This window comes from Streptomyces sp. NBC_00390 (assembly GCF_036057275.1).
In the GTDB taxonomy this organism is placed as follows: Bacteria; Actinomycetota; Actinomycetes; order Streptomycetales; family Streptomycetaceae; genus Streptomyces.
In genome coordinates, this window is record NZ_CP107945.1 from 7,870,575 (window position 1) to 7,890,256 (window position 19,682).

The following is a 19,682-nucleotide window of genomic DNA, read 5'->3' on the forward strand; positions in this document are numbered from 1 at the left end:
GAGCCACGCTGAACGGTCAGACGCTGAGCCGTGATCCCGTCACGAGATCCGGCCGGATGCGCAGAGCGGCAGGCAGGGCAGAGTGCTCCATCCACGGGCGAAGCGTGGCTGCGTATCGGGTGAGTTCCGCCTCGTCGGTGACCCGGCGGGCGTAGCCGGTGACGACGACGCTCCAACCCAGATGTGTTTCAGGGTTGATGGCATCGGCTTCGTAGGCGACCACGACACCTGCCTCGTCGGTGGGCGCCACGATCGAGGTGAGCGTCGCGCCTTCGTGAAGCTGGACGATGATGTCCTCGCCGTCCATGAGGTGGTTGACGGGGCGGACAGCGGGCAGGGCCTGTTCGGTGAAGACGATGCGTCCCAGCGAGACGGTGCCGAGCAGGTGCAGAGCCTCGGCACGGTCGAGCCGCGTCATACGCCGGGGTGCCACCGTGACGGCGCGGCTGGTCCCCGTCCGTGGCGTGGCTTCGTCGTTCATCATACCCACCCTCTGCTCTTGCATCGTGCCTCGAAGCAGCCCGCTGCCCTGCCAGCCAGCGTCCCCGAGGGGCCTGGGCGGCGACAGGGCCGAACGGACCTCTCCGGGGCGCGGTTTGCCGGAGGCTCGGTGTCGGCACGCCCGTCACCACGCACATGTGGCGCTGTGACGCAGGTGGATGAACAGGTTGCCTCGGGGGAGCTGCCATGGAAGGTGACGCCTGACGGATCGAGGCGCAGTTCGCGTACCCTGCCGGCGGCCAATGCGAGAAGACCGGCTCTAATTGATTTCGCGTGGCGATGTCGCGCTCACCGGACAGGTAGACGGCCATGACGCTGTCGTCCAGTGCACCTGCGGTCAAGGTGAACGGAATCATGAGCAGGGGAGCAACCCTCCGCAAGGATGGTGGCCAGTGGCACGGCGCGGCGCCCGACGGCACATCAGGTGACCAGCCGTCGCAGATCCACCAGCCCGTCGTGCAGGGCCGAAGGTCCCTTCTGGTTAGTGACAGGACGTCAACAACAGCTCCACCGCTGAGGGAGTGGCCCCGCCCATGAGCGGTGCCGAAGCTGGGCACCCCTCTTCTGCGACGGCACGGACTACGGTGATGGGCACCAGCATCACAGCCCTGGCCGGGCCATCGGGGACGTTCGGCCCTGGCCGTTCGGCCCTTTCGAGGTCACCATTCAGAGGTCCGCCCCGGCGGACGAAGACTTCAGCGGATACGGAGTGTGTGATGACGGACAGCAGTGGCGGCCTCAACGACAAGGACCCGGTCAGGGTGTTCCTCCTCGACGACCACGAGGTGGTGCGACGTGGTGTGCACGATCTGCTGGACGCCGAGCCCGACCTGACCGTGGTCGGCGAAGCGGCCACCGCCGAACAGGCGCTGGTGCGGGTGCCGGCGCTGCGCCCGCAGGTCGCCGTACTGGACGTGAGGCTTCCGGACGGGGACGGTGTGAGCGTATGCCGCGAGCTGCGTTCCCAGATGCCCGATCTGGCCTGTCTGATGCTCACTTCGTTCGATGACGAGGAGGCACTGCTGGACGCGATCATGGCCGGGGCGTCCGGCTATGTCCTCAAGCAGATCACCGGCACCGACCTCGTCACCGCGGTACGGACAGTGGCCGCTGGCCAGTCCATGCTGGATCCCGGCGCCACGGCCCGTGTGATGGCACGTCTGCGAGGCGGCGCGCCGCAGGACGAACAGCAGCAGCGGGGGCTGCCCGCGCTGACCGACCGGGAGCGGGAGATCCTGGCGCTCGTGGGTGAGGGGCTGACCAACCGGGAGATCGGCAATCGGCTCTACCTGGCGGAGAAGACGGTCAAGAACAACATCTCCCGGCTGCTGGCCAAGCTGGGCGTGGAGCGGCGGGTTCAGGCCGCCGTCATCGCCACGCAGGCACTGGGCGGCAATGGCGGCCAGGCAGGCGGCCCAGCCTCCCCGGCGTATGAGGCCCGCTCACGGAACTGAGGTGCCGCGCACCGGAAGTGACGTGCCCGGACCGCGTCCCGCGCAAGTAGCTGACACCCCGGTTCCTCTCGGCACCGGGGTGTCAGCCTGCTGACGCAGGGGGCGGCCGGCGTCAGACGGCCAGGCCCGGGAGGATTTCGCAGGACCTCCCGGGAGGTCCCGTCCCGGCGCGGGCGGACCGGATTCTCAGGCGTGCGGCACCACGGCGACGGGGCAGGCGGCATGGTGCAGAGCGGCATGGGCCACCGATCCGATGCGGGTGCCGATGGGGGAGCGGCGTACCCGGCGGCCCAGCACGAGCAGCTGGGCCCGGGCGGCGGCCGACAGCAACACCTGCCCCGCGCTTCCGATTTCCACGTGCTCGATCACCGGCACGGCGGGGAACTTCTCCCGCCAGGGAGCGAGCGCCTGCTCCAAAGCCTTCCTCTCGAACGGTTCCAGCCCTCCCGCCTCGTCGGCAAGGCGCATCGAACCCGGGCTGTAGGCAAAGATGGGCGGCAGGCTCCAGGCCCGCACCGCTCGTACGGTCGCGCCCCGTGCGGCAGCCGCCTCGAAGGCGAAACCGAGCACGGCGTCACTGTCCTGCGCCCCGCCCTGCTGGCCCACCACGACCTCGCCGCCATCCTCTGCCTCGCGCGCGCTCGCGCCGGGGGCTCGGACCGAGACCACAGGGCACGTCGCGGCCGCGATGACCTGCTGACCGTACGATCCGAGCAGGAAACCGGCGATAGCCCCGTGCCCGCGTGATCCGAGGGCCAGCATGCCCGCCCGGTCGGCCTCGGCGAGCAGGGCGGAAACCGCTGTATCCGGCACCACTTCGGCTGTGACCGACAGGTTGGGATACCGGTCGGACACGCGTGTCTCGGCCTCACGCAGCACGGCGTTGGCCGACTGGGTCTGCACTTCCCTGTCCTGGACGATCGGTACGTCCAGCGGCTGCCACAGCCAGGCGTGCACGATGCGCAGGGGCACGCCGCGGAGCGCGGCTTCACGGGCTGCCCAGTCGGCTGCGGCCAGGCTCTCCGGGGATCCGTCCACTCCTGCAACGATGGCTCGCCTCATGGGGCTTCCTCCATACGGGTTCCGACGGGCACGGCCACTCAGCCGGCCCCGCTCCTTCCAGCATGAGGGAGCCGGAGCTGCACGAGGAGGGCCACTCGGCCCGACATGCGTACCCCCTTCGGCCACCACACCTCCAGGACACAGCTGCATCAACGGCGATCCCGAGGGCCGACCGTCCCCGAGCAGGGGCCCTGTGGCCCCTCTCGGATACAGGGCGAGCCGACCAGTCTGAGAGGTGTCGGCCCACCCACACCCCGTCAGGAGCGAAGCATGTCCAGCACTGTCACCGTAGGTCTCGACGGATCCCGAGAAAGCCTGGCCGCCGCGAACTGGGCCGCCCGCGAGGCGCTCAGCCGCGGCCTGCCGCTGCGGCTGCTGGCGGCGTGGGACAGCGACCACGACAACCGCTCCCGCCGCATCGGCCTGGACACAGCACGTGGATGGGGCGAGAGGTCCCTCCACATCACACAGCACCGTCTGCAACGCAGGCACCCCGGGCTGCACGTGGAAACGACGTGGATCCCCGGGGACCCGGTCGACACACTGAGCACCGCGGGGAACGAGGCGGAGCTGCTCGTGCTGGGTTCTCGCGGCCTGAGCGGTATAGCCGGCTTCCTGGCCGGATCCGTATCACTCGCAGTACTGGCCCGCATCCGGCGCCCCGCCGTCCTCGTCCGCCCCCAGACCGCCCCCGTGCCCCAGGAACACGACCCGGCCGGCGACATCCTGCTCGGACTGGACGCATCCCGGCCCAGCGACGAGATGCTCGCCTTCACCTTCGACACCGCAGACCGGTACAGCTGCGGAGTGCGGGTGCTCTACAGCTGGGCGATGCCGCTGTTGCACGGCCCCGACATGGCCGGCGCCTTGCCGCTGCTGGCGGCCGAACTCGACAACGAGTGGGGCCAAGCCCTCGACGCGGCGCTCACACCCTGGACGAAGAAGTACCCCGCCGTGCCCGTCGTCCGCCAGTGCCAACAAGGGCGTCCGGCACAGGACCTGATCGACGCCGCGCCCCGTGCCCGGCTGGTCGTCGTGGGCCGCAGAAACCGCCGCTCACGGATCGGCACCCACATCGGCGCCGTCACCCATGCGGTTCTGCACCACTCGCCGACTCCCGTCGCCGTCGTACCGCATGACTGAATCTGCCGGCCTCAGCGCGGCACGTCGATCCGATGCTTTCGACCATGGCCGTCCACGCCGCGGCGGCCCGGCTCGTGGAAGCGGGACAGGTGGTCGAGGGAGGGCTCCAGCCCCGCTGCGACCAGGAAGCCACGGCCGGTCGGCACATCACGTACGAAGAGGCTGAAGGTCGCCGGGGCGTACATACCCTCCCGGAGGTAGGACAGGGCCATCGTGACCTGGTAGAGATCGGTGGTGGTGACCTCAGACATGGCTGCCCCCGCTCCGCGCCAGGCCGCCAGGCGCGTCGTCGCGTTTGCAGGCGAGACGGGCGGTCACGTCCACGACGCCGTCCACGGTCTCGCACAGCCGCACAGTGATCGGTATGAGGCTCTGGCGCGGCACGGTGCCGCTCAGCGTGACCCTGCCGTCGTCCACCCCGACCGTGACTGCGGAGGGTGACAGGGCGAGGGTGCGGGTCAGGACGTCCTCCAGGATCTCCTCCTGGATGGCCCGGTCTCCCCGCAGGAACAATTTCAGCAGGTCACTGCGGCTGATCACGCCCACCAGGCGACCCGAGTCGTCGACCACCGGCAGTCGTTTGATGCGGTGTCCTTCCATCACCCTGGCCGCTTTGACGGCGCTCCATTCGGGGTGGGCGATCACTGCTGGGCTGGACATGAGCGCCTCGGCCGTGCTCGCGCGGCTCCCCGGCGGCCGACTGCGCAGCAGATCGGCCTCGGACACCACACCGACGGGGCGATCACCGGCGTCGATCACTGGTACCGCCGTGATGCCGTACTCGTCGAGCAGGCGGACGATCTCTTTGAATGCCGTGCCCCGCTGCACGCTGACGGCATTGGACGTCATCAAGTCGGCAACGCTGCGGTGCCTCATCGCTGATCAGTTCCTTCCGGACGAGCCGGACCTGTCGGCCTCGATCACCAGCGTGGAACGAGGACCACACCTCGCATAGGGCCTCAGGGGCATGTTTCCGGACCAATGGGTCTGAGTGGTGAATAGGATGTTCAGAACGTGCCTGCCTGCTCAATGCGGGTTCCCATTCCATGGCGAGTAGGCACCGGCGAACGGAGTGGCGCTCGTGACCCCTCGTCCCGTGCAGATGCCACCCACTGCTGCCGGGGGGAGTACGGGGCTCACGGAGCAAGAGGCAGCGCGCCGTCTCATCGAGTACGGCCGCAACGAGGTAGCCGCACGGCGTCCGGTACGGCTGCACGCGCGCGTGCTGGCCCAGCTCCGAGATCCGCTGATCATGGTTCTCCTGGGTGCCGTGGCCCTGACCGTCGCCATTGGTGATCATGCTGATTCCGTGGTCATCGCCCTGGTGATCGTCGTGAACACCACGGTGGGCGTGGTCCAGGAGATCAGGGCCGACAACGCGGTGGCTGCCCTCTCCGCCATGTCCGCGCCCAGCGCGCGAGTACTGCGCGACGACGCGGACCGGGAGGTGCCTGCCACGGAGGTCGTGCCGGGAGACGTGCTGCTGCTGGGCGAAGGCGACATCGTGCCCGCAGACGCCCGCCTCATGGAGGCATCGGCGCTGCTCGTCGACGAGTCGATGCTGACGGGTGAGTCCGTTCCGGTCGACAAGGACCTCCGCTCCCCGCGGCCCGAGGCGGCGACACTGAGCGCCGGCACCGTCGTCGTACGGGGGAGGGGGGTGGCAGAGGTGACGGCCACGGGGTCGGCGAGTGCCCTCGGCCGCATTGCCGCACTGCTCGTGGGCCGGTTGGAGCCGACACCGCTGCAGCGGCGGCTGGCGTCCCTGGGCCGCGTACTTGCTGTCGTCACGCTTGCCTTGTGTGTGCTCGTGTTCGGGCTTGGCCTTCTCCGCGGTCAGGGACTCGGGACGATGGCGGTGACGGCGATCAGCCTGGCGGTGGCCGCTGTTCCCGAGTCCCTGCCTGCCGTCGTCACCCTGGCGCTGGCCTTGGGTGCCCGCCGGATGGCAGCTCGGCATGCCGTGGTGAGGCGGCTGCCGGCGGTGGAGACGCTCGGCTCGGTGACTGTGCTCGGGACCGACAAGACGGGCACCCTCACCGAAGGCCGCATGGTGGTCGAACACGTCTGGACACCTGAAGGCACGGTGGAGTTCACAGGCGTCGGCTACGAGCCGAGGGGCGAGACGCGCGTCGGCGGAAAGGCCGCAAGTGCTGCCGAACTCGTCCCCGTGCAAGAACTGCTGACCGTCGCCGCGCTGTGCAGCGATGCCACCCTGCGTCCGCCGCAGTCAGAAGCGGAGCATGTCGACGACGAACGATGGACGGCCTCAGGAGATCCCATGGAAGCCGCACTGCTCACTGCGGCGGCCAAGGCCGGCTGCGCCGACCATCACGTGCTGCGGCAGCGGTATCCGCGCACGGCCGAGGAGCCGTTCGACAGCATGCGCAAGCGCATGACGACGCTGCACATGACTCCGTCCGGCCAGGTGATGGTGTGCTTGAAGGGGGCCCCGGAGGCCGTCGTCCACGAGGCTGTGCTCGACGAGAGCGCAGACCGGCTCGGCCGTGCCCGGCAGGAAGCGGCACGGCTGGCCGCGCAGGGGTACCGAGTGCTTGCTGTTGCTTCGGCGCTGCGCGACGTCCCGCCGGTGCACGTCGCCGATGCCGAGACGCAACTGCGCCTGCTCGGCCTTGTCGCGCTGAACGATCCTCCGAAGACCGCTGCGACCGCAACGCTGGCTGCCTGCCGGGCTGCGGGCATCACTCCGGTACTCATCACCGGTGACCATCCCGCCACCGCACGGGCGATCGCTGCGCGAGTGGGACTGATCGACGCCGGCTCCGAGGCCCGCGACGTCGTCACGGGCCCTGCCCTGGCATCCGGAGCAGTCGGCGAAGTGACCGAGGTGCGCGTCTTCGCCCGCACGGACCCGCAGCAGAAGCTGGACATCGTCCGGGCATGGCAGAGACGGGGCGACGTGACGGCGATGACCGGCGACGGCGTCAACGACGGACCTGCGCTGCACCAGGCGGACATCGGGGTGGCCATGGGGCGGCGGGGCACCGAGGTCGCGCGACAGTCGGCCGATCTGGTGCTCACCGACGACGAGTTGTCCACGGTGGTCGCAGCGGTCGAGGAGGGACGCCGCGTCTACGACAACATCCGCCGGTTTCTGGTCTACGGGCTGGCAGGCGGCGCGGCGGAGATTCTCGTCATGCTCGTCGGACCCGCCTTCGGGCTTGCCCTGCCGCTGCGGGCCGGCCAGATCCTGTGGATCAACCTGCTGACCCACGGCCTGACGGGGGTGGCAATGGGAGCGGAGCCTGTGTCACCTCACGCCATGCGACGGCCACCGCGCCCGCCGCACCAGCATGTTCTGGGGCACGGTCTGTGGCAGAGAGTGCTCTTCCTTGCGGCTGTGGTGACTGTGGCCAGTCTGGCGGCGGGACTGTGGGCCCGGGCTGCGGGAGCGCCGTGGCAGAGTGTTCTGTTCCTCTCCTTGCTGGCCGCGCAGCTCGGGATCGTCCTTGGCCTGCGCACTCGCCTCCTGACCCGCGAGAACCTGTTTCTCCCGCTGTCCGTTCTGGCCTCGGCCGGGCTGGCGGCTGCCGCCCTCTACTTGCCTTTCCTGGGCGCGGTGCTGGAGACGGAGCCGCTGGGTGCAGAGGAGGTCGGCATCGCGGCCTGCGCAGGCGTGGCCGGGTTCGTCGCGGCAAGGATGAGCGGCCAGAGATGGGTGAGGAAGCTTGTCGTGAAGGGATGACGAGCCGCAGGACGTCAGAACACGGGGTGACGGACGTCGATCTGGGCGTTGACGTCCACGACTCCGGGAACAGCCCGCGCCAGCCGGACGAGCACGTCGATCAGCGTGCTGACAGGCACAGCGCCGGTCAGCGTGACGGCACCGTCCTTCACGTGGACGTCGAGTTCCGACGCCTTGGCAGGGATCAGATGCGCGATCAGTTCGTGGCGCACTTCCTCGGCGATGTCGGCGTCCGAGCGGAGATAGATCTTCAGGAGGTCTCCCCGGCTGACCACACCGAGCAGGTGTCCCTCGGCATCCACCACGGGCAGACGCTTGAGGTGTCTGCGGGCCATCAACCGTGCGGCGCCCGCGATCGTGGTGTCCGGTTGCACGGTGACGGCGGGGGTCGTCATGAGCCGGCCCGCGGTCACCGCGCGCGAAGCGTCCTCCCCCTGGGCCTTGATGATCAGGTCTCCCTCGGAGACGACCCCGGTGACGTGTCCCTCGGCCGAGAGGACGGGCAGGGCGCTGACGTGCCACTGCTGCATGGCCTCCACGATCTCCTTGAACGGTGCGTCGCTGTTCACCGAGATCACGGCGTGGGTCATCACATCAGCGACGGTTCGTACGTGCTTCATGACCGTTCCTCCCTGTCGTGTGCATACCTGCCGTAACTCCGATGGTGCCGTCCGGGAAGTGGTGAGGGCAGGGGCCGAGCGGGCCCCTCCGAGGGCCGCCCGACCCCCGATGACCACTCTGGCCCGGTGATGTCATGGAACTGACGGAAAGGGCCACGAGGAGGCGCGGAGAACCGGCCGACGTGCACCGCGCAATCAGGATCCGCGAGAAGCGGGTGACCCTTTCCGTCTCATGCTGTCCGGATGAGGGCGGCGCGCCGCTTCTGCTGCCGTGGCCGTCGGTCGCGAGGCCTGTGCTCGTCTCACCATTCTGACCCCAGGACGCTCACCGGTCAGGCCGAGTGGTGTCCGTGGGGGCGCTCGAGTCCAGGTCCTGGTCGTCGATCTCGTAGCCGAGGCTCCGTGGACGGCGACCACCCCGTCCACGGAGCGGCACAGCCGCTCGACGATCGGCATGTCGGCCCTTTCGGCGACCCGTCCGGTCAGGGTCACTACGCCCTCGCATACGGTGGCGTTGACGCTGCCAGGGACGGGTCCGAGGGTTTCGCTGAGCACGTCCTGGTGGATTTCGTCGCTGATGGCTTCGTCGCGGCGCAGGAAGGGGCGAAGCAGGTCGCACCTGCTGACCATGCCGGCCCTGGGAGCCTGTGGCGGCTCCGCACCCGTACTGCAACTCTCTGGCCTCGCTCCCCGGGAAGACAGAGCCGAATGGTCCCGGAAAGGGACGGCCCGCCCCTGTGGCGGCGCGTCGTGGGCGTGTGACTCTGATCTCGTCAACAGGACGCTGCGAGGAGCAGGGACATCAGGTCGTTCAATCGTCAAGAGTGGGCGTACGAACCGAAGAGGGGCAGCGGCATGTGGGCCGGCGTGGGCGATCAGATCGTTGTGGGAGGTCCCACCGTGGGAGATTCGGGCCGCGACGGAGAGATCGTCGGCCTGCACCACCCGGACGGGACTCCGCCCTATGACGTGCGCTGGTCGGACACCGGGCGTGTCACCGTGTTCTTCCCGGGGCCGGACGCCCGTATCAAGCACCTCACGGACCATGGGCACCACACGGGCAGGGGCACACCGAGGCCATGAGTCGAAGTGTGCGCGCGGCGCACGGTACCTGAGATGTGTTGCCGGCGGGCCCACGGTCGGGAGGACTGTGGCGAGTGGGGAGGTGGCGCGTTCGCCGGGTGGACATCGTGACGCACCGAGAGGCCGGGCCACGGCTCGTTCCGCTGTTCGTGCGCGCGGCGCCTTCAAGGCGAGACGCCCTGGGCTTCGTCCAGGTCCAGTCGGACGTCCACCACGCCCTCGACGGCGCTGACGGCCCGGGCCAGCAGCGGTACCAGCGCCCGGTCCCGCAAACTGCCCTCCAGGGTCACGATGCCCTCCGTGACCGAGACCTCCAACTGCGCGGTGGCAGGCAGGCGGTGGACGATCGTGCTTCGGATCTCGCCGGCGATGTCCTCGTCCGGCCGGAGGAACACCTTCAGCAGGTCACTGCGGCTGACCACACCCTCCAGCATTCCGACCTCATCGACCACGGGCAGCCGCTTCACGCGCCGCCGCGCCATGATCCGGGCAGCCTCGGCCAGCGTGGCGCCCGCGTGGACGGTGACGGCCGGGCTGGACATCAGTTCCTCCGCCGACACCGCTCCCGCCTTGGCGGCCTGGGTCGGCGGCCTTCCCCACTGCTCGGAATCACCGTCGCGCGCCTCCTCCTTGGGCAGCAGGTCCGCTTCCGACACCACGCCGATGACCCGCCCCTCACCCTCCAGTACCGGCAGCGCGTTGACCTTCCACTGCTGCATCAGCTCGACGATCTCCTTGTAGGTGGCGTGACGCCCTACGGCGACAGCGGTGTGGGTCATCACGTCGCTCACCGTGTGCGGTGAATCAGGCATGGCGGCTCTCCCTTGCCTTCGGGCGGCGCTCGACGGTGAGGTCGAGGAAGTGGGTGGAACAGGAGATGCACGGGTCGTGATTGCGGATCACCCGCTCGCACAGCGCGGTCAGCACTGCGTCGTCCGCATCGTGCTGCGCCACGGCGCTGCGGGCGGCGCGGACGAGGTCGTCCTCGATCGCGCCCTGGTTCTGGGCGGTGGGCGGGACCAGTTGGGCATCCGTGACTGTGCCGTCGGCATCGAGCACGTACCGGTGGTACAGCAGCCCGCGGGGCGCCTCCGTCGCGCCGTGCCCGGTGCCCGCCACAGGGGGCACATCGGTGTACGGACGTGGCGGGGGAACATAGGACTCGATGATCCGCAGCGCTTCCTCCACCGCGTACACGACCTCGACCGCGCGGACCAGGATCGACCGGTAGGGGTTGCGGCACACCGCACCGTCCGCGGGATCGCCGAGCCCTGCCTCCCGTGCCGCCTGCCTCGCCGTGTGCGACAGTCTCCGGCCGCTGATCGCGAACCGTGCGAGGGAGCCGGTGAGATGACGCCGCCCGTCCAGACGTGAGTGCAGCGCCGTGGAATGCGGTACCTGCACCTCGCGCACTCGTACGGGAAAGTCGTCCAGGGGGAACGCATAAGACGTCCCGTCGGGACGCAGTACCGTCGGGGTGCCCGATTCGATGGCGTACGTCCCGGGCTCGGCCAGTGCCAGAAAGTCGGCGTCGGTCTCGGCTTCCGGGAAGTCGAAGCCGGCGACCCAGCGCACGGTCTCCCAGGCGTCGTCCTGCGCCTGCCGCAATTGCTGGGCCAGCGGGTGCAGTTCAGCTACGGACGGCACCCGGTAGAAGCCGCCGATCCGGACGTTGACCGGATGGATCGCCCGGCCGCCGAGCAGTTCCATCACGGCGTTGCCCGCCCGCTTCAGCCGCAGTCCCCGCTCCACGTGGGCGCGTTGGGTGCGTGCCAGCTCGATGGCGCTGTCGTATCCGAGAAAGTCAGGGGCGTGCAGGAGATAGACATGCAGCGTCTGACTCTCGATCCACTCGCCGCAGTAGAGCAGTCGGCGCAGCTGTGCGACGCCAGGGTCGACCGTGACGCCACAGGCGTCCTCGATGGCGGCGCACGCACTCATCTGGTAGGCAACCGGGCAGATCCCGCACACGCGGGAGGTGATGTCCGGGGGCTCGGTGTGTCCGCGGCCCCTGAGGAACGCCTCGAAGAAGCGTGGAGGTTCGTAGATGTCCAGGCGTGCCTCGGTGATCTCGCCGTCGTCCAGTCGAAGGTGAAGCGAGCCTTCGCCTTCGACCCGGGAGAGCGAGCCGATGTGCAGGACACGGGATCCGCGGTGGGTCATGGCCGGCTGTCCTCTTCTTGGGCGAAGGCGGTGGCGTTGAAGGTGCGCAGGATGCGCTCGGTGTCGCGGTCGTCCATGCCGTCCCGGTGCAGGAAGGGGATGAGCGCCGGGAGGTTGGTGGATCCGGAGGGTCCGAAGCAGCCGTAGCAACCACGTCCGTAGGCGGGGCAGATGGCTCCGCATCCGGCGTGCGTGACGGGACCCAGGCAGGGCGTGCCGTGCGCGACCGTGACACAGACCGTCCCGCGGCGCTTGCACTCGAAGCACACGCTGTGGTTCGGCACATCCGGCTTGCGGCCGAACAGGAAAGCCGTGATGACTTCGAGGAGTTGGCGGCGGTCGATGGGGCAACCACGCAGTTCGAAGTCGACGTCGACATGGTCCGAGACGGGGGTGGACGTGGACAGTGTCTCGATGTACTCGGGGCGGGCGTAGACGGTGCGGCGGAACTCATCGACGTCCGCGAAGTTGCGCAGTGCCTGAATGCCGCCCGCCGTGGCGCAGGCTCCGATCGTCACCAGCCGGTGTGCCGCCGCGCGGATCGCGCGGACCCGCTCCGCGTCTGCGGGCGTGCTGACCGACCCCTCGACCAGGGCGAGGTCGTACGGACCGGGCTGAACCGCACTGGAGGCCTCCAGGAAATGGGTGATCTCCACCCGGCCCGCGAGGGCCAGGAGCTCGTCCTCGCAGTCCAGCAGGGTCAGCTGGCAGCCGTCGCAGGAAGCGAGCTTGAACACGGCCAGCGTGGGAACGTCCATGTCACAGCTCCCTGACGCCGAGCAGCGGAGCGGCACGGTCCCAGCTCAGCACGGGTCCGTCGCGGCACAGGAGCACCGGGCCGAGTTGACAGTGTCCGCAGTGTCCCGTCCCGCAGCGCATGTTCCGTTCGAGGGACACCTGGATGTGCTGCTCCGGGATCCCGCGGTGCGACAGGTTACGGGCGGCGGAACGGATCATTGGTTCGGGTCCGCAGAGGAACGCCGTGCTGGTCCCGGGGTCGAAGTGGGTGCTGTCGAGCAGCTGCGTCACCAGGCCCACGTGACCTCGCCACCGGTCGTCCGGCCGGTCCACCGTCACCCCGGTGAAGGTGGTGGGCCACGTCTCGATCTCCGCCGCGTGGATCAGATCCGCGGGCGTCCGGGCGCCGATCAGCACGTTCAGTCGGCCGAACCTGTCGCGGTCGGCCGTCACCGCGTGGACGAGCGGCCGCAGGGGCGCCAGGCCGATGCCGCCTGCGATCACCACGATGTCCCGGCCGACGGCCGTCTCGAGGTCCCACGTCGTGCCGAACGGTCCGCGCAGCCCGATGACCTCGCCTTCGCGGGCTCTGCTCAGCGCTTCGGAGACCGCGCCCACCTCGCGAACGGTGTGGCAGAGCCCGCCGTCCGGGGGGATCTCGCTCACCGACAGCGGGATCTCGCCCCGTCCGAAGGCGTACACCATGGCGAACTGGCCCGGCGCGAACGCGGGAAGCTGCTCGGCGACAGGTCGCAGCCGCAGCGTGGCGGTGTCGTCCGTCTCCTGTCGTCGGGCGACCACGCTGTACGGCACCGGGGCGCCGGTCATGTCGTGCTGCCGCTGCCGTGCGGGGCGTACAGGTCCAGCAGCCGGATGCGGGCGGCGTGCAGGCGGTGGGCGATGACCCTGCCGACCCACTGGCCGATCGCGGAGCCGAGGGCCGGGTCCGCGTCCATCATCATCCGCACGGTTCTCGCATCGAACTCCTCGGCGCGCACTGGTGTCATGGCCTCGGCACCGAGCTGCCACACATAGGGCGGGAACAGCCAGGACCAGCCGACGAGCTCCCCGAAACCGAGACTCTCGAGAACCACGGGGCGCTGCCCGGGCACCTGGATGTCGAGCGTCACCGTGCCGGAATGAACGATCCAGAAACGGTCAGCAGGCTGTCCCTCCTCGAACAGCCTGTTTCCTTCGGGGATGTTGACCTCGCGGGACACCTCCATCAGACGGGCGTGGTGCTCGGCTGACAGAACACGCGTCATACGGGTGGGAGAAGGGGTGTTCACTGCCGGGCCTCCGCATCGAGTGCTGCTGCTTCTTCGGTGATGTCGATACCGACCGGGCACCAGACGATGCACCGGCCGCAGCCGACGCAGCCGGAACTGCCGAACTGGTCGTACCAGGTGCCGAGTTTGTGCGTGAGCCACTGCCGGTAGCGACTGTGCCCGGAGGAGCGGACCGGGCCGCCGTGCAGGGCCGAGAAGTCGAGGTCGAAGCAGGAGTCCCAGCGCTGCCACCGCTCGGCGTGGTCACCGGTGAGGTCGGTGACCTCCTCGGTGGTGGTGCAGAAACACGTCGGGCACACCATGGTGCAGTTGCCGCAGGTCAGACACCGCTCGGCCACGTCGTTCCAGCGCTCGGCGTCCAAGGTCGCGCCCATGAGCTCCTGCAGGCTGACCGGCGGCATGGAGCGACCCATCCGGTCCGCGGCTTCGTTCACTGCGGTCCGGGCAGCCGAGACGGCTCGCTCGGGAGCGGGTCGGTGGGGGATTTCGGTGAGGAGTGAGGCGCCCTCGTCGCTGCCGACGCGCACGACGAAGCGATGGCCGTCCGCATCGATCATCTCGGTGAGTGCCAGGTCGAAGCCGCTGTCGGCGGCCGGCCCTGTTCCCATGGAGGAGCAGAAGCACGTTGCGCCGGGCTCTGTGCACTCGGCGGCGATGAGGAGCGCGCCGTTGCGGCGCTCCCGGTATCCGTTGTCCGTGAAGCGGCCGCCGGTCAGTACGCGGTCCTGGATCGCGATGGCCCGCAGGTCACAGGGGCGTACCCCCAGGAAGGCGTAGGAGGGCTGCTCAGGGCGCTCCTCGACCATGTTGAGCGATCCGTCCGGTCCGCGTTCGGCGCTCCACAGCTTCTGCCGTGGTGGGTGCAGGAAGTTCTTCCAGGACTGCGGCCCGGCGCTGTGGGCGAAGGCTGCTCCGTCGTCGCGGCGGCGCAGCCGGTAGTGCCCTGCTTCGAGCTCGGTACCCCACCCGTAAGGCAGATCGTCGTCTGCTGTGATGTGGGTGAGGACGATCGCGCCATCACGCACGGCAGGACCGATCACCGCGCGCCCCTGGGCGATCAGGGCCTTGATCAGAGCGTCGAGCCCCGCCCGGTCGATGATTGCGGTCTGGGTGGTGACGGTCATGACCGGTTCTCCTCTCCAGCAGCCGCTGTCTGCTCTCTCAGAGTCGGCCGAGGTGCTGCCCGCCGGGGAGGGTCGAACGGGCCCCACTGCAGGTCCGTCAGGCCCGCCGTCGTCCGCTCCACTTCGGTTCCACGCTGATCCACTCGCGTTCCCACTCCGCCATCCTGTGCCGGTCGGCGGTTCGTCGCACGGCAAGACGGACCACAAGGACGGCCGCCGCGCTCCCGGCCGTGACGCCGGCGCCGACTGCGAAGGCCTCCAGCAGGACGTCGCCGTCGTCCTTGGGGGGCGCTGTGACCTTGCCCCGGCTGTCCACCCAGATGTCCGTGCGGTCGCCGCGCTCCATGCCCTCCGGAACCAGCGCCACGCCCTGTGAGACACCTCCGCCCGGGGTGGCCCAGCGCACCGGCACCCGGTACTTCGCCTGCGTCACGCTGCCGTCGGAGGAAGGGATGGATTCCGGGGTGTCTCTCAGGAGTTCCGCCCGTACCTGGTGCAGCGACGCCGCCCGCTCCGCTGCCGCTGCCCGGCCCTGCGCGAATGCCGACCACCCTGAGGCCGTGCCTGCGGCGGGAGCTCCGAGCACAAGGCCCGCGCTGAGCAACAGCGCCGTCCAGGAGCCGACCACATCGGACCGCCGGAGCAACGGGTTGTGCCGGCGCCGCGCGCGGAGGGTGTCGAAAGCCATGGCGTCACGTCCGTCCTGCCACCAGATCGGCAGCGATGGTCTCGGCCCAGCGGCTGATCCGCGCGACGTCGCGAAAGTCCCCGCCACGTCCTTGTTGAAGGATCATCCGGGCGACCCAGCCGCTCGCTCCTTCCTCGAGCCGCCCGCCGAACGTGACATGTTCCTCCGCATCCAGCCTGTGGGCCGCCCGACGGGCCCCCGCCACCGGGGGAATGTCGCGCTCCGATGCCGAGGGGTCGAGAGGACCGCTGCTGAAGAGCCATACCGGGCGTGCGGCCAGTTCTCGGTGGTGGCGGCGCGCGAAGCGCCGGGCGTCCCGGTGCCAGCGACCCGCGTACAGCGCACCACCGAGCACGACGGCGTCGTACGGGCCGACGTCCTGGATCTCGTGGGCGGACCGGGCGTCTGCGTCGATACCGTTGTCGCGGAGGACGGAGGCGATCCATCGCGCGATTTCGGCTGTCGAGCCGTTCTTGCTGCCGTAGGCGACGAGTGCCGAAGGCCTCATTGTGATCGCACTCCTCGTCGCTCTTCGCCACGCAGTCGATCGGGCGCAAGGTTCGGTGGCGGCTCCTTCGAGCGGTCATCACGGTGGTTCTCGTAGCGGCAGGTGAGCCGGTCGACGACGGAGACCACGCCGTCGACCTGCTGGATCAGCCGCAGGACCGGGGGAATCTCGCTCCGCTGTCCGAGCTGCCCGCTCACCGTGACCACGCCGTCGCGCACCTCGACGTCGATTGTGGCGGGCGGGATCCAGCAGGTGCGGTCCAGGACGTCCTCCACGACGACGCGCCGGATCTCGGCGTCCGGTCGCAGGAACACCTTCAGCAGGTCGCGGCGGGTGACGATGCCGACGAGGCGGTTCTCCTCGTCCACCACCGGAAGCCGCTCGATGCCGTGCCGCGCCATGATGCGGGCCGCTTCCGCGATGGACTCGTGGGCGTAGGCGTAGACGGCGGGACGGGTCATCAGCCGGCACGCGGTGAGCGTCATTACGCCGGGGTCCGTGTCCTGGCCTTTCCTGATGAGGGAGGACCAGCGGGCGTGGTGTGCGCCCTGCCTGTCCTCGGCCGCCGCGGCGTGAGCGAGTAGGCCACTCTCGGAGATCACGCCGATCACCCTTTGGCTGCCGTCGACGACAGGGAGCCCGCTGATCCGATGGTCGTCGAGCAGGTGGACGATCTCCCTGAATGTGGTGTCTGCGGTGGCCCGCACGACGTCGCTCGTCATCACGGTGCCGACCATGTCGTGCTTCATCATGGCTGCCTCTTTCAGCGGAGTCGGCGCAGATAGGCGTCGTAGGTCCGCGAGGGCGTCAGCCGGATGCGGACATCGGCGACGGCAGCGCCGTCAGGCCCGGCGATCACGGGATTGAAGTCGGCCTCGGCCAGCTCCGGCAGGTCGCCGGCGAGCCGCGACAGGCGCAGCAGAAGTTGCTCAAGGCAGCCGACATCCACTGGCTTGGCGCCCCGGTGGCCGAGCAGCAGTGGGGCACAGCGCGGTGCGCTGATCAGGTCGTGGACATCCTGGTCGGTGAGGGGTGCCAGCCGCGCGGCGTGATCGGCGAGCACCTCGGTGGCCGTACCGCCCAGCCCGAACAGGACCAGCGGGCCGAAGACGTCGTCCTGGACCACACCGGCCAGCAGCTCAAGCCCCCCTTCTGCCAGCGGCTGGACGAGGACACCTGCCAGTCGACCGTGGAACCGGGTGACGAAGTCGCGGTGCGCTGCCCGGATCTGTGCGTCCCCGCGCAGGTCGAGGCGTACCGCATGCTGTTCGGTCTTGTGGATCATTCCGGGCACGTACGCCTTGAGGACCACCGGCCCGTCCGGTCCCGAAAGACGCTCTGCTTCCCGGACGGCCTCGTCCTCGTTCTCGGCCCACCCCCAGGGGAGCCGGGGTATCCCGTAGCAGTCCAGCAGCGCGGCGCCGTCTCGTGGTTCGAGCCAGCCGCCTTCTGGATGGGCACTGAGATACGCCGCTGCGATTCCTGCAGCACGTGCGCTGTGGATTCCTTCGAGCGGGGGGATGCGTCCGGCGTCCCGGCTCAGCCACTTGGCACGGGAGACCGCGTGCGCGAGCGCATGGGCGGCGGCCTGCGGGTCCGCGTAGGCGGGAATCGAGCCGCTCTCGGCGGGAAGGAGCCGTACGGACGCTTCCTGGTCCGGCAGTACGGCGACGATCGGGCACGCGAGGTCGCGTGGCAGGCAGGTGACCGCCCGCGGGAGACGGTCGCCGGTCGCCGCGGCCACTGCGGTCGGCACGAGCGACACGAGCACCGCGTCGACCTCTTCAGCCGCGGACAGTACGGAGAGGCAGGCCCGCAGCTGGTCCTCGGAGACGGCGGCCGTCGTATCGATCGGGTTGTCGGCGACCGCGCCGTGGGGGAGCTCTGTGAGGAGCGCGGCGGTCACTGCCGACGGCAGCGGAGGCACGGTGAGACCCGCCTCCGCACAGGCGTCGGCGGCGAGCACACCCGTGCCGCCGGCATTGCTGACCACCGCGATCCGGCGTCCGCCCGGCAGAGGTTGGGCGTGCAGAAGTGCCGCGGTCTCGAGCAGTTCGGCGATGCTGCGCGTGGCGGTGATGCCTGCCTGGGTGAACAGTGCCTGACGGGTCATCGTCGAAGTTGCTGCGGCGGCCGTGTGCGACGCCGCCGCGCGTCGGCCCGCGTCCGTGCGGCCGGCGTCGACGGTCAGCACGGGCATCCGCCGGGTCACCCGGCGGGCGGTCCGTGAGAACGTCCGTGGATTGCCGAAGGACTCGAGGTGGAGCAGCGCCAGATCGGTGCGGTCGTCGCACTCCCACCACTGGAGCAGGTCGTTGCCGCTCACGTCGTACTTGTCTCCGAGGGAGACGAACGTGGACACGCCGATACCGAGACGGGACAGGCCGCCGAGCAGAGCGATGCCGACACCGCCCGACTGCACGGCGACGCCGGCCGAGCCGGGCTCCGGGGGATCGGCCGCGAACGTCGCGTCGAGACCGACGCTTCGGTCCGTGTTGGCGATCCCCAGGCAGTTGGGGCCGACCAGTCGCATTCCGTACCAGCGACAGGCAGACCGCAGTGCCCCGGCCTGCCGCGCATCGAGGCCCGAGGACACCACGAGCAGGCCCCGCACCCCACGCTTGCCGCATTCTTCGGCGGCGAGGGGCACGGCCGAGGCGCGCACGGCAAGGACGGCCAGATCGGGGGTGAGAGGAAGAGCCTGGACGTTCGGGTAGGTGGGGGTGCCCAGGACGACGGGCGCATGCGGATGTACCGCGAAGAGCCGGCCGGTGAATCCGCCGTGGCGCAGTTTCCGCAGGACAGCTCGGCCGACCGATCCGGGGTGGCGCCCGGGACCGATCACTGCGACCGAGCGAGGCCGCAGCAGCGGACGGAGACTGGCGACGTCGGCCGTCCTGCCGCGCAGGTCGACGGCGGAGAGATACGTCTCGTCCTCGGCGAGGCGCACCGTGCAGTGCACCTCGGGTCCGTCGAAATGCCTGGTCGTCTGAAGCCCCAGGTCGGCGAAGACCTTGAGCATCGCGTGGTTCTCCGCCAGGGCCTCGGCACAGAACTGGATGATTCCGTCTGCCCTGGCCAGGGAGACAAGGTGCTCCAGCAGCAGCGTGCCGGCTCTCCGGTGGTGCCAGTGATCGGAGACGGCGAGCCCTACCTCTGCCTCGGTTCCGGTGCCCGGCAGCGTGTCGTACTCGGCGACTCCCACGAGCTCGTCGCCTGACTCGGCGAGCAGGGCCCGGCGGCCGGGAGTGGCAGGAGCGCAGAGCCGGTCGGCGGACTGGCGTGCGGAGTTCCGGTTCGCGGTGAAGAAGCGCAGCCGCAGGTTCTCCGTGGACACCCCGTCGTACAGCCGCAGAACGCGCTCATGGTCTCCGGGCAGGACCGGACGGATGCGCACCGTGCTTCCGTCGGTGAGCAGCGCGTGGACCTGCTGAGATGCGTTCACTGTCTCGGTCATGACGATCACTCCCTGCCGCGTCGCATCTCCAGAGTTGGTGCGAAAACGCCAGGGGCACAGGGCCTACCGGGTCGGCTGGGGGGCCGAAAGGCCCTATCCAGCAGTCTTGCGAACGACTCGGGCGGGCGCCACCGGGCAGGCGGGCA

At 69.6% G+C, this 19,682-nt stretch carries 18 protein-coding genes and 2 pseudogenes; 4 read left to right on the forward strand and 16 right to left on the reverse strand.

Features of this window, described 5'->3' with window-relative positions:
- Nucleotides 1-16 precede the first annotated feature (16 nt).
- Entirely contained in the window at nucleotides 17-481 is a 465-nt protein-coding gene (locus OHS70_RS35005) for a pyridoxamine 5'-phosphate oxidase family protein (RefSeq protein WP_443062778.1), read from the reverse strand.
- A gap of 736 nt (nucleotides 482-1,217) precedes the next feature.
- Between OHS70_RS35005 and OHS70_RS35010 the strand changes: the two genes are divergently transcribed.
- Nucleotides 1,218-1,955 carry a response regulator transcription factor gene (locus OHS70_RS35010; protein WP_328404287.1) on the forward strand — a complete coding sequence of 246 codons (738 nt, stop codon included), beginning with the start codon at nucleotides 1,218-1,220 and terminating at the stop codon, nucleotides 1,953-1,955.
- Between the two features lie 186 nt (nucleotides 1,956-2,141).
- Here OHS70_RS35010 and OHS70_RS35015 read toward each other — a convergent pair whose 3' ends face one another.
- Nucleotides 2,142-3,017: a universal stress protein gene (locus OHS70_RS35015; RefSeq protein ID WP_328404289.1), complete on the reverse strand. Its 876-nt coding sequence runs from the start codon at nucleotides 3,015-3,017 to the stop codon at nucleotides 2,142-2,144.
- Between the two features lie 270 nt (nucleotides 3,018-3,287).
- Here OHS70_RS35015 and OHS70_RS35020 point away from each other — a divergent pair, with 270 nt between their 5' ends.
- A complete protein-coding gene (locus OHS70_RS35020) occupies nucleotides 3,288-4,160 on the forward strand; it encodes a universal stress protein (protein WP_328404291.1) in 873 nt (290 codons plus the stop codon).
- Nucleotides 4,161-4,237: 77 nt separating this feature from the next.
- Here the strand turns inward: OHS70_RS35020 and OHS70_RS35025 are convergent.
- Both OHS70_RS35025 and OHS70_RS35030 read right to left on the reverse strand, forming a co-directional pair.
- Nucleotides 4,238-4,411: pseudogene (locus OHS70_RS35025) on the reverse strand (nicotinate phosphoribosyltransferase); the annotation flags it as partial.
- Nucleotides 4,404-5,036, reverse strand: coding sequence for a CBS domain-containing protein (locus OHS70_RS35030; protein WP_328404293.1), 633 nt, complete (start codon nucleotides 5,034-5,036; stop codon nucleotides 4,404-4,406). The pseudogene OHS70_RS35025 and the gene OHS70_RS35030, both read right to left, overlap by 8 nt.
- Before the next feature lie 205 nt (nucleotides 5,037-5,241).
- On the opposite strand from OHS70_RS35030, the gene OHS70_RS35035 reads away from it, so the two are divergent.
- On the forward strand, nucleotides 5,242-7,866 hold the full coding sequence (locus tag OHS70_RS35035; protein ID WP_328404295.1) for a cation-translocating P-type ATPase: 2,625 nt from the start codon (nucleotides 5,242-5,244) through the stop codon (nucleotides 7,864-7,866).
- A 14-nt stretch (nucleotides 7,867-7,880) separates the two neighbouring features.
- Here the strand turns inward: OHS70_RS35035 and OHS70_RS35040 are convergent, their stop codons facing one another.
- Together OHS70_RS35040 and OHS70_RS35045 are read right to left on the reverse strand one after the other, a co-directional pair.
- A complete protein-coding gene (locus OHS70_RS35040) occupies nucleotides 7,881-8,486 on the reverse strand; it encodes a CBS domain-containing protein (RefSeq protein WP_328404297.1) in 606 nt (201 codons plus the stop codon).
- 195 nt (nucleotides 8,487-8,681) lie between these two features.
- Nucleotides 8,682-9,116, reverse strand: a complete 435-nt coding sequence (locus OHS70_RS35045) for a BON domain-containing protein (protein ID WP_328404299.1) — start codon at nucleotides 9,114-9,116, stop codon at nucleotides 8,682-8,684.
- A 225-nt stretch (nucleotides 9,117-9,341) separates the two neighbouring features.
- On the opposite strand from OHS70_RS35045, the pseudogene OHS70_RS35050 reads away from it, so the two are divergent.
- Nucleotides 9,342-9,524 (forward strand): annotated as a pseudogene (locus OHS70_RS35050) (DUF1918 domain-containing protein); the annotation flags it as partial.
- Nucleotides 9,525-9,733: 209 nt separating this feature from the next.
- On the opposite strand, the gene OHS70_RS35055 reads toward OHS70_RS35050, so the two are convergent.
- From OHS70_RS35055 to OHS70_RS35100, 10 genes are all read right to left on the reverse strand, one after another.
- The gene (locus OHS70_RS35055; RefSeq protein WP_328404303.1) at nucleotides 9,734-10,381 is read right to left on the reverse strand and encodes a CBS domain-containing protein; all 648 of its coding nucleotides are present in this window, start codon (nucleotides 10,379-10,381) and stop codon (nucleotides 9,734-9,736) included.
- Nucleotides 10,374-11,732: a Ni/Fe hydrogenase subunit alpha gene (locus OHS70_RS35060; RefSeq protein WP_328404305.1), complete on the reverse strand. Its 1,359-nt coding sequence runs from the start codon at nucleotides 11,730-11,732 to the stop codon at nucleotides 10,374-10,376. Before OHS70_RS35060 ends, OHS70_RS35055 begins: the two co-directional genes overlap by 8 nt.
- A complete protein-coding gene (locus OHS70_RS35065; protein WP_328404307.1) occupies nucleotides 11,729-12,490 on the reverse strand; it encodes an oxidoreductase in 762 nt (253 codons plus the stop codon). The genes OHS70_RS35060 and OHS70_RS35065 overlap by 4 nt, the downstream gene beginning before the upstream one ends.
- A gap of 1 nt (nucleotide 12,491) precedes the next feature.
- The gene (locus OHS70_RS35070; RefSeq protein WP_328404309.1) at nucleotides 12,492-13,298 is read right to left on the reverse strand and encodes an FAD/NAD(P)-binding protein; all 807 of its coding nucleotides are present in this window, start codon (nucleotides 13,296-13,298) and stop codon (nucleotides 12,492-12,494) included.
- Nucleotides 13,295-13,735, reverse strand: a complete 441-nt coding sequence (locus OHS70_RS35075; protein WP_328404311.1) for a Crp/Fnr family transcriptional regulator — start codon at nucleotides 13,733-13,735, stop codon at nucleotides 13,295-13,297. The genes OHS70_RS35070 and OHS70_RS35075 overlap by 4 nt, the downstream gene beginning before the upstream one ends.
- Before the next feature lie 20 nt (nucleotides 13,736-13,755).
- Complete coding sequence (locus OHS70_RS35080; protein ID WP_328404313.1) at nucleotides 13,756-14,883, reverse strand: 4Fe-4S dicluster domain-containing protein; 1,128 nt, start codon at nucleotides 14,881-14,883, stop codon at nucleotides 13,756-13,758.
- A 97-nt stretch (nucleotides 14,884-14,980) separates the two neighbouring features.
- Nucleotides 14,981-15,571: an Rv1733c family protein gene (locus tag OHS70_RS35085; protein WP_328404315.1), complete on the reverse strand. Its 591-nt coding sequence runs from the start codon at nucleotides 15,569-15,571 to the stop codon at nucleotides 14,981-14,983.
- A 4-nt stretch (nucleotides 15,572-15,575) separates the two neighbouring features.
- Nucleotides 15,576-16,079, reverse strand: a complete 504-nt coding sequence (locus tag OHS70_RS35090) for a flavodoxin domain-containing protein (RefSeq protein WP_328404317.1) — start codon at nucleotides 16,077-16,079, stop codon at nucleotides 15,576-15,578.
- A complete protein-coding gene (locus tag OHS70_RS35095) occupies nucleotides 16,076-16,831 on the reverse strand; it encodes a CBS domain-containing protein (protein ID WP_328404319.1) in 756 nt (251 codons plus the stop codon). Before OHS70_RS35095 ends, OHS70_RS35090 begins: the two co-directional genes overlap by 4 nt.
- An 11-nt stretch (nucleotides 16,832-16,842) precedes the next feature.
- Entirely contained in the window at nucleotides 16,843-19,536 is a 2,694-nt protein-coding gene (locus OHS70_RS35100; protein WP_328404321.1) for a bifunctional acetate--CoA ligase family protein/GNAT family N-acetyltransferase, read from the reverse strand.
- Nucleotides 19,537-19,682: the final 146 nt, after the last annotated feature.

Bases quoted from the DNA above. Each gene is read 5' to 3' on its own strand.
- OHS70_RS35005 (WP_443062778.1), bottom strand. From the start codon at position 481: ATGAACGACGAAGCCACGCCACGGACGGGGACCAGCCGCGCCGTCACG.
- OHS70_RS35010 (WP_328404287.1), top strand. From the start codon at position 1,218: ATGACGGACAGCAGTGGCGGCCTCAACGACAAGGACCCGGTCAGGGTG.
- OHS70_RS35015 (WP_328404289.1), bottom strand. From the start codon at position 3,017: ATGAGGCGAGCCATCGTTGCAGGAGTGGACGGATCCCCGGAGAGCCTG.
- OHS70_RS35020 (WP_328404291.1), top strand. From the start codon at position 3,288: ATGTCCAGCACTGTCACCGTAGGTCTCGACGGATCCCGAGAAAGCCTG.
- OHS70_RS35030 (WP_328404293.1), bottom strand. From the start codon at position 5,036: ATGAGGCACCGCAGCGTTGCCGACTTGATGACGTCCAATGCCGTCAGC.
- OHS70_RS35040 (WP_328404297.1), bottom strand. From the start codon at position 8,486: ATGAAGCACGTACGAACCGTCGCTGATGTGATGACCCACGCCGTGATC.
- OHS70_RS35045 (WP_328404299.1), bottom strand. From the start codon at position 9,116: ATGGTCAGCAGGTGCGACCTGCTTCGCCCCTTCCTGCGCCGCGACGAA.
- OHS70_RS35055 (WP_328404303.1), bottom strand. From the start codon at position 10,381: ATGCCTGATTCACCGCACACGGTGAGCGACGTGATGACCCACACCGCT.
- OHS70_RS35060 (WP_328404305.1), bottom strand. From the start codon at position 11,732: ATGACCCACCGCGGATCCCGTGTCCTGCACATCGGCTCGCTCTCCCGG.
- OHS70_RS35065 (WP_328404307.1), bottom strand. From the start codon at position 12,490: ATGGACGTTCCCACGCTGGCCGTGTTCAAGCTCGCTTCCTGCGACGGC.
- OHS70_RS35070 (WP_328404309.1), bottom strand. From the start codon at position 13,298: ATGACCGGCGCCCCGGTGCCGTACAGCGTGGTCGCCCGACGACAGGAG.
- OHS70_RS35075 (WP_328404311.1), bottom strand. From the start codon at position 13,735: ATGACGCGTGTTCTGTCAGCCGAGCACCACGCCCGTCTGATGGAGGTG.
- OHS70_RS35080 (WP_328404313.1), bottom strand. From the start codon at position 14,883: ATGACCGTCACCACCCAGACCGCAATCATCGACCGGGCGGGGCTCGAC.
- OHS70_RS35085 (WP_328404315.1), bottom strand. From the start codon at position 15,571: ATGGCTTTCGACACCCTCCGCGCGCGGCGCCGGCACAACCCGTTGCTC.
- OHS70_RS35090 (WP_328404317.1), bottom strand. From the start codon at position 16,079: ATGAGGCCTTCGGCACTCGTCGCCTACGGCAGCAAGAACGGCTCGACA.
- OHS70_RS35095 (WP_328404319.1), bottom strand. From the start codon at position 16,831: ATGATGAAGCACGACATGGTCGGCACCGTGATGACGAGCGACGTCGTG.
- OHS70_RS35100 (WP_328404321.1), bottom strand. From the start codon at position 19,536: ATGACCGAGACAGTGAACGCATCTCAGCAGGTCCACGCGCTGCTCACC.